This is a genomic window from Hypericibacter sp., from assembly GCF_050729195.1.
Lineage (GTDB): Bacteria > Pseudomonadota > Alphaproteobacteria > Dongiales > Dongiaceae > Hypericibacter.
The window spans coordinates 1-7,687 of record NZ_JBOHKS010000174.1 but is presented as its reverse complement, the minus strand read 5'-3'; the positions used below and the strand labels follow the sequence as shown (position 1 = coordinate 7,687).

The following is a 7,687-nucleotide window of genomic DNA, read 5'->3' as shown; positions in this document are numbered from 1 at the left end:
CCCCCGCGAAGCGGGGGAGGGGATATGATTTCAGAATACCATTCCTTCCTTCACCGCGCGGATCGCATCGCGCGCGAGCTGGTCGGCGCGTTCGTTTTCGGGGTGACCGGAATGGCCGCGGACCCATTCCCACTGGATCTGATGCGGCGCGACCGCGGCTTCGAGGCGCTGCCAGAGATCCACATTCTTGACCGGCTTCTTGTCGGCGGTCTTCCAGCCGCGTTTCTTCCAGTCGATGATCCAGCGCGTGATGCCGTCCTTGACGTAGGTGCTGTCGGTCGAGAGCGTCACCTGGCAGGGACGGCGCAGGCTTTCGAGCGCCATGATCGCCGCCATCAGCTCCATGCGGTTGTTGGTGGTGGGATTCTCGCCGCCCGACAATTCCTTCTCGGTCTCGCCATAGCGCAGCACGGCGCCCCAGCCGCCGGGCCCGGGATTGCCGCTGCAGGCGCCGTCGGTGAAGATCTCGACCCGGAGTTTGGCTTTCTCTTTCGGCGCCGCGTCTTTGGGCTTCGCCGCCGCTGCCTTGGCGCTCACGGCTCGAGCCCGTAGGCGCTGGGCCCGCGCAGGCCCGCATGGAAGCGCAGCTTGTCCAGATATTCGCGCGGATCCTTCGGCTTCACGAAGGCCCCCGGCGGATGATTGAGCCAGTCATAAAGCCGCGTCAGCAGGAAGCGCAGCGCGCTGCCGCGTGCCAGCATCGGCAGCGCGTCGAGCTCGTACTTCGAGACGGGCCGCGTCTTGCGATAGGAGGCGATCAGCATCCGCGCCTTGGTCACGTTGAAGGAACCGTCGGACTCGAAGCACCAGGCATTGAGGCAGACCGCGAGGTCGTAAGCATAGGCGTCGTTGCAGGCGAAATAGAAATCGATGATCCCCGAGAGCCGGTCGCCCAGGAAGAACACATTGTCGGGGAAGAGATCGGCATGGATCACGCCCGCGGGCAGATGCCTGGGCCAATGCGCCTCGAAACCCTCGATCTCGCGGCGAATCTCCTCGGCGAGACCGGGGCTGACCTCGTCGGCGCGATCCTTGGTCGCCTCATAGAGCCGCCGCCAGCCCACTACTGAGAGGTCGTTGGCGCGCCGGAGAGCGTAATCGGCGCCGGCGAGATGCATCTGCGCCAGTGCCGTGCCGAGCAGCTGGCAATGGCGCGCCATGGGGCGGCGCGGCCACATGCCGTCGAGGAAGGTCACGATCGCGGCCGGGCGCTTGCAGAGCTCGCCCAGCGCCTCGCCGTCGCGCGCCTTGACGGGGGTGGGGCAGGCGATGCCGCGCGCCGCCAGATGCTCCATCAGCCCGATGAAGAAGGGCAGGTCCTCGCGCCGGACCCGCTTCTCATAGAGCGTCAGGATGAAGCTGGCGCGCTCGGTGGTGAGGAGGAAATTGCTGTTCTCCACGCCCTCGGCGATCCCCTTGCAGGAGACCGGGCGCCCGATGTCGTAGCGGGCGACGAAGGCTTCGAGTTCCTCGTCGGGGACTTCGGTATAGACGGCCATGGGTTCGGGGACCGGCGACGAAAGGGTTGCTGCCGCCGGTGCCGTTCAGGCCCCGGCCATGGCAGAGGAAGGGTGCGGAAGGCTCGAATCGGGACCGTTGGAGCGAGCGATTTCGGACGGTATCATGGCAAGCCCTCACATCCCGTAACGAGCGGAAAAAACAAGCCGATCCGGGCCTTGTGCATCGCGAGAGCGTTCTTTAAAGTCGCCCGACGAACCAGCGCGGTGGCGGCAAAAATTATGCCAGCACGCCACCCATTGGGAAGGGGAACATGACGGAACCGATTCCAGCGCAGAAATCGCCCTACGCGGTCGATGTCACGGCTGGAAAGAAGTATTTCTGGTGTGCCTGTGGGCGCTCCAAAAGCCAGCCATTCTGCGACGGCTCGCACAAAGGCACCGGTCTTTCGCCGGTGGCCTGGGAAGCGCAGGCCACCAAACAGGTCTTCTTCTGCGGCTGCAAGTCGAGCCACAAGAAGCCGTTCTGCGACGGAACCCATAATGCTCTTTAGGCGGATTGCGGCTGCCCTCGCCTTATCGGGGATCCTGTCGCTGGGACTCGCAGCTTGCGGTGGCGCGGACAATCGGGGGCCGCCGCCGCCCTGTCCGCGCATCGTCACGGTCAGCGATGCCGCGCATCTGACGCGCTTCCAGGGACCGGGCCGCGACGTCAAGGACGTCCAGTTCGAGGCCCAGATCGGCGACATCCGCTCGAGCTGCGTCTATATCGTCGAATCCGACAACAAGACCCGCATCGAGACCACCATGCAGGTGCAGACGGTCGCGTCGCGCGGTCCCGCCATGGCGGCCAAGAGCGCGCAGTTCCAGTATTTCGTCGCGATCGCGAAGATCGGGACGGGGCCGCTTGCGCGCCAGGCCTTCGATGTCGAGATCGCGCTCGAAGGTAACGATGTGCGGGCGCAGTCGGTCGATGAGCTGACCCAGACGATCCCGCTGCAATCCGGCGAGAACGGTGACAATTACGCCATCTATGTCGGCCTCGTGCTCACGCCCGAGGAGCTCAAATTCAATCGCGCCGACAGCTCGAGCACGATCGTCGCGCCGTCCTCGCCCTGAGCAAAAGAGTCGCCGCGCCGTCGCGGACGACTCTTCGCTGTTGCAATAGAATCCGGTCTGAAAGAACCGCGCTCGATCGTTTCGAGCGCGGTTTCTTTTCACGCTTGACCCGATCCGGGGCGGGGAGGATGCTTGCGCCCGGTCAGACTACCGCTTGCGGGAGAGACCGCCCCGGACGATCGCGCGCAGCACCATCACGAAGTCGCACGCGAACGATCGGGAACGGCGCCGAAGGAGCAACCGCCCCGGAAACTCTCAGGCAAAAGGACCGCAAGCGGGACGAGAACTCTGGAAAGCAGGCGATCGCGCGGTTGATGATCCGTGCGCCCGTCTCACCGAAGAGGTAGACCGGCGCCCCGATTCCGGGGTCCCTGCCGGCAAATCTTTCAGGTGCCAGGACAGAGGGGGCTTTCGGCTTTGCGCCCGTCGGGCGCGGCCATGAAGCCCGTCATCCGTCCCGCGAAAGCCTGATATGACCTCATCCTCCGATAGCGCCGACCTCAAGACCACGCCGCTTCATGCGCTGCATCTGGCGCTCGGCGCCAAGATGGTGCCCTTCGCCGGCTATGACATGCCGGTGCAATATCCGACCGGCATCCTGACCGAGCATCTTCATTGCCGGGCGGCGGCGGGGCTGTTCGATGTCTCGCATATGGGCCAGTTGCGCCTGACCGGGCGCAATGCCGCGCAGGCGCTCGAAGCGCTGGTGCCGGCCGATATCCAGGCGCTGGAACCGATGCGGCAGCGCTACACGCAATTCACCGACGAGAACGGCGGCATTCTCGACGATCTGATGGTGACCAACGCGGGTGATCATCTCTTCGTGGTGGTGAATGCCGACTGCAAGGATGCGGACCTGGCGCATCTCAAGGCGAAGCTGCCCGGCGTGATCGCGATCAAGCCGCTGCCGGACCAGGCGCTTCTGGCGCTGCAGGGCCCGAAGGCGGTGGCCGTGCTGGCGCGCATGGCGCCGGAGGTTGCGAAGATGAAGTTCATGTCCGCGGCCGAGGTCATGCTCGAGGGCGTTGCCTGTTTCGTCACCCGCTCGGGCTATACCGGCGAGGATGGCTACGAGATCTCGGTCCCGGCGGAGAAGGCCGAGGCCCTGGCGCGGCGTTTGCTGGCGCATCCCGACGTCAAGCCGATCGGACTGGGGGCTCGCGATTCGCTGCGGCTCGAGGCCGGCTTGTGTCTCTATGGCCATGACATCGACACCACCACCTCGCCGGTCGAGGCCGATCTGGTGTGGAGCATCGGCAAGCGCCGCCGCGTCGAGGGCGGATTCCCCGGCGCCGCGCGCATCCAGCGCGAGCTGAAAGAAGGCACGTCGCGCAAGCGCGTCGGCATCCTGCCGGCTGGACGGGCGCCGGTGCGCGACGGCACGGAGCTGATGGCCGGCGACAAGCGCATCGGCAAGGTCACGAGCGGCGGCTTCGGTCCCAGCCTCGGCGGTCCGCTCGCCATGGGCTATGTCGAGACCGCCTTCGCCAAACCCTTGCAGAAACTGGAGGCCATCGTGCGCGGCAAGCCGTTGCCGGTGCAGGTGGCGCCGCTTCCCTTCGTCAAGACCAGCTATTACCGCGGGTAAAAAGAGGAATCTTCATGAGCACGCTGCGTTACACCGAAGAGCATGAATGGATCCGCCTCGAGGGCGATACCGCCACCATCGGCATCAGCGCCTATGCGCAAGAGCAGCTGGGCGACGTGGTGTTCGTCGACCTGCCCCAGCCCGGCAAGAAGGTCGAGAAGGGCAAGGAGGTCGCGGTCGTGGAATCGGTCAAGGCCGCGAGCGAGGTCTATGCGCCGGTCTCGGGCGAGGTGGTCGCGGTCAACAGCGATCTCGCCACCGAGCCCGCGCGGGTGAACAGCGATCCGATGGGCAATGGCTGGTTCGTGAAGCTGAAGCTTTCCAACAAGGCCGAGCTCGACGGGCTGATGGACCAGGCGGCCTATGATGCCTATGTGAAGGGCCTGCACTGATGCGTTATCTGCCGCTCACGCCCGCCGACCGCCAGTCCATGCTGGCGCGGATCGGCGTGCGTTCCATGGACGATCTCTATCGCGACGTGCCGCCCAAGGCGCGCCGCGACAAGCCGGTGGATCTACCCCCGCATCAGGGCGAGCTCGAGGTCGAGCGCGCGGTCGGCGCACTGGCGGCGAAGAATCTCGGCACCGCAAAGGCGCCGAGCTTCCTCGGCGCCGGCGCCTATCGGCATCACGTGCCAGCTGCGGTCGATCACCTGATCCAGCGCGGCGAGTTCCTCACCTCCTACACGCCCTATCAGCCGGAGGTGACGCAAGGCACGCTCGAATATCTGTTCGAGTTCCAGACGCAAGTGGCGCTCCTGACCGGCATGGAGGTTGCCAACGCCTCGATGTATGACGGCGGCACGGCCTGCGCCGAAGCCGTGATGATGGCCAACCGCGTGACGCGGCGGAGCAAGGCCGTGCTGTCGGGGGCGCTCCATCCGCATTACGCCGAGATCACCCGCACCCATGCGCATTTCCTGGGCTTCAAGGTCGAGCAGCCGCCGGCCGATCCCGAAGGCAGGGAGGATCTGGCGAAGCTCGTCGATGCCGACACCTCCTGCGTGGTGGTGCAGAACCCGAACGTGTTCGGCCACATTCAGGATCTGAGCGCGCTCGCCGAGGCCTGCCACAAGGCGGGAGCGCTGCTGGTCGTCGCGGTAACCGAGGTCGTCTCCTTGGGTGCCATCGAGCCGCCGGGCGCCATGGGGGCCGACATCGTGGTGGCCGAAGGCCAGGCACTCGGCAATTCGCTGGGCTTCGGTGGGCCTTATGTCGGTCTCTTCGCGACCCGCGAGAAATTCCTGCGCCAGATGCCGGGCCGCCTCGTCGGCGAGACCAAGGATGTCGATGGCAGGCGCGGCTGGGTGCTGACCCTGTCGACGCGCGAGCAGCATATCCGCCGCGAGAAGGCGACCAGCAACATCTGCACCAATTCGGGCCTCTGCGCGCTCGCCTTCACCATCCATCTGACGCTCTTGGGCGAGGCGGGTTTCCAGCGGTTGGCGGCGCTCAACCATGCGGCCGCCTGCACGCTCGCCGACAAGCTGGTGAAGCTCCCGGGCGTCTCTGTCCTCAACCGCGGCTTCTTCAACGAGTTCACCGTCAAGCTGCCGAAACCTTCGGGGCCCGTTGTCGAGGCGCTCGCCAAGCGCGGCATCCTCGGCGGCGTTCCGGCCTCACGGCTCTGGCCCACGGAAAAATCGCTCGAGAATTTGTTGCTGGTGGCCGCGACCGAAACCAACACGGCGCAGGATATGGACGCGCTCGCCGGCGCGCTCAAAGAGGTGCTGGCATGAGAGTTCCCGCTCAGTCTTGCGAGCAACCCCTCCCCCTACCCCCTCCCGCAAGGGGAGGGGGCGTGGATTTCTGTTGCCACGTCCTCTGCGCTGTCTTCCGCCGAAAAGAAGGGCGAGTTCAGTTTTATTCTCGCCCCCTCCCCTTGCGGGAGGGGGTAGGGGGAGGGGTCCCCGCCCTCGGTGCTGCCAACGGAGCCCACGTATGAACCCCGATCCCATCACCGGCACCTATAGCGGCAATCGCGGCCTGCAGATCGAGGAGCCGCTGATCTTCGAGCAGGGCGAGGAGGGGCGTTGCGGCGTCGATCTGCCCGAGCCTGCGAAGGTCGCGAGCCGCCTCGGCAATCTCGCGCGCAAGAAGCCGGTGGGCCTGCCGGGCCTGTCGGAGCCGCAGGTGGTGCGCCACTACACGCGGCTCTCGCAGAAGAACTACGCCATCGACATGGGGCTCTATCCGCTGGGCTCCTGCACGATGAAGCACAACCCGCGCCTCAACGAGAAGATGGTGCGGCTCCAGGGCCTGGCCGACCTCCATCCGCTGCAGCCGGTCTCGACCGTGCAGGGCGCGCTCGAGCTGATCGACCAGGTGGCGCATTGGCTGAAGACGCTGACCGGCATGCCGGCGGTGGCGATGTCGCCCGGCGCCGGCGCCCATGGCGAGCTTTGCGGCATCATGGCGATCCGCGCGGCGCTCGAGCATCGCGGCGACGCGAGGAAGCGCATCCTGGTGCCGGAATCGGCGCATGGCACCAATCCGGCGACGGCCGCGGCTTGCGGCTATGAGGTCGATCCGATCCCCGCCAACGCCAAGGGCCGCGTCGATCTCGAGGCCTTCCGCGCCAAGCTCGGCCCCGATGTCGCCGGCATCATGATCACCAACCCCAACACCTGCGGCCTGTTCGAGCCCGACATCATCGAGATCGCCGAGGCGATCCATGGGGCGGGCGGCTTCTTCTATTGCGACGGCGCCAATTTCAACGCGATCGTCGGCCGCGTGCGGCCGGGCGATCTCGGTATCGACTGCATGCATATCAACCTGCACAAGACCTTCTCGACGCCCCATGGCGGCGGCGGGCCCGGTGCCGGTCCGGTCGTGCTCTCCGAGGCCCTGGCGCCCTTCGCGCCGGTCCCCTGGGTCGTGCATGGCGCCAAGGGCTTCGATCTGGTCGAGCAGGACCCGAAGAAGCAGGCCTTCGGCCGGCTCAAGGGCTTCCATGGCCAGATGGGCATGTTCGTGCGGGCGCTGGCCTACATGATGAGCCATGGCAGCGACGGGCTGAAGCAGGTGGCCGAGGATGCGGTGCTCAACGCCAACTACATCCTGGCCTCGCTCAAGGACGACATGTCGCCGGCCTTCCCCGGCACCTGCATGCATGAGGCGCTGTTCGACGATCATTTCCTCAAAGACACTGGCGTCACCACGCTCGATTTCGCCAAGGCGCTGATCGACGAGGGCTACCACCCCATGACCATGTATTTTCCGCTGGTGGTGCATGGGGCGCTGCTGGTCGAGCCGACCGAGACCGAGAGCAAGGATTCGCTCGACCGCTTCATCGAGGTGCTGCGCGGCCTGGCGCGGCGCGCCAAATCGGGCGACGCCGCCCATTTCGAGGCGGCGCCGAAGCTGACCCCGCGTCGTCGCCTCGACGAGACGGCCGCCGCGCGCAAGCCGGTGCTGCGCTGGGTCCCGGGCTCGAACACCGCCAAGGCGGCGGAGTAGAGCACCGGGCCGACTTCGGTCTAAGCTGACAGTTTCGAGGCGCGCCGGCCTTCGCAGGCCGGCGC

Annotated in this window: 8 protein-coding genes and 1 riboswitch; of the genes, 6 read left to right on the top strand and 2 right to left on the bottom strand. The window is 66.2% G+C overall.

Features of this window, described 5'->3' with window-relative positions:
• Positions 1-30 precede the first annotated feature (30 nt).
• Together rnhA and ACREE8_RS13710 are read right to left on the bottom strand one after the other, a co-directional pair.
• Complete coding sequence (gene rnhA, locus ACREE8_RS13715; protein ID WP_431573569.1) at positions 31-537, bottom strand: ribonuclease HI; 507 nt, start codon at positions 535-537, stop codon at positions 31-33.
• Positions 534-1,499: a homoserine kinase gene (locus ACREE8_RS13710; RefSeq protein ID WP_431573568.1), complete on the bottom strand. Its 966-nt coding sequence runs from the start codon at positions 1,497-1,499 to the stop codon at positions 534-536. The genes rnhA and ACREE8_RS13710 overlap by 4 nt, the downstream gene beginning before the upstream one ends.
• Positions 1,500-1,771: 272 nt before the next feature.
• Here ACREE8_RS13710 and ACREE8_RS13705 point away from each other — a divergent pair, with 272 nt between their 5' ends.
• The 6 genes from ACREE8_RS13705 to gcvPB all read left to right on the top strand — a co-directional run bounded on the left by ACREE8_RS13705 (position 1,772) and on the right by gcvPB (position 7,622).
• The gene (locus ACREE8_RS13705) at positions 1,772-2,011 is read left to right on the top strand and encodes a CDGSH iron-sulfur domain-containing protein (RefSeq protein ID WP_431573567.1); all 240 of its coding nucleotides are present in this window, start codon (positions 1,772-1,774) and stop codon (positions 2,009-2,011) included.
• Positions 2,001-2,576 (top strand): hypothetical protein, encoded by a 576-nt coding sequence (locus ACREE8_RS13700; protein WP_431573566.1) that lies wholly within the window; start codon positions 2,001-2,003, stop codon positions 2,574-2,576. The genes ACREE8_RS13705 and ACREE8_RS13700 overlap by 11 nt, the downstream gene beginning before the upstream one ends.
• A 147-nt stretch (positions 2,577-2,723) precedes the next feature.
• Positions 2,724-2,857, top strand: a riboswitch (glycine riboswitch).
• 191 nt (positions 2,858-3,048) lie between these two features.
• Positions 3,049-4,164, top strand: a complete 1,116-nt coding sequence (gene gcvT, locus ACREE8_RS13695; protein ID WP_431573565.1) for a glycine cleavage system aminomethyltransferase GcvT — start codon at positions 3,049-3,051, stop codon at positions 4,162-4,164.
• A gap of 14 nt (positions 4,165-4,178) precedes the next feature.
• The gene (gene gcvH / locus ACREE8_RS13690; protein ID WP_431573564.1) at positions 4,179-4,556 is read left to right on the top strand and encodes a glycine cleavage system protein GcvH; all 378 of its coding nucleotides are present in this window, start codon (positions 4,179-4,181) and stop codon (positions 4,554-4,556) included.
• A complete protein-coding gene (gene gcvPA / locus ACREE8_RS13685; RefSeq protein ID WP_431573563.1) occupies positions 4,556-5,902 on the top strand; it encodes an aminomethyl-transferring glycine dehydrogenase subunit GcvPA in 1,347 nt (448 codons plus the stop codon). The genes gcvH and gcvPA overlap by 1 nt, the downstream gene beginning before the upstream one ends.
• 202 nt (positions 5,903-6,104) lie before the next feature.
• Positions 6,105-7,622 (top strand): aminomethyl-transferring glycine dehydrogenase subunit GcvPB, encoded by a 1,518-nt coding sequence (gene gcvPB, locus ACREE8_RS13680; RefSeq protein WP_431573562.1) that lies wholly within the window; start codon positions 6,105-6,107, stop codon positions 7,620-7,622.
• Positions 7,623-7,687: the final 65 nt, after the last annotated feature.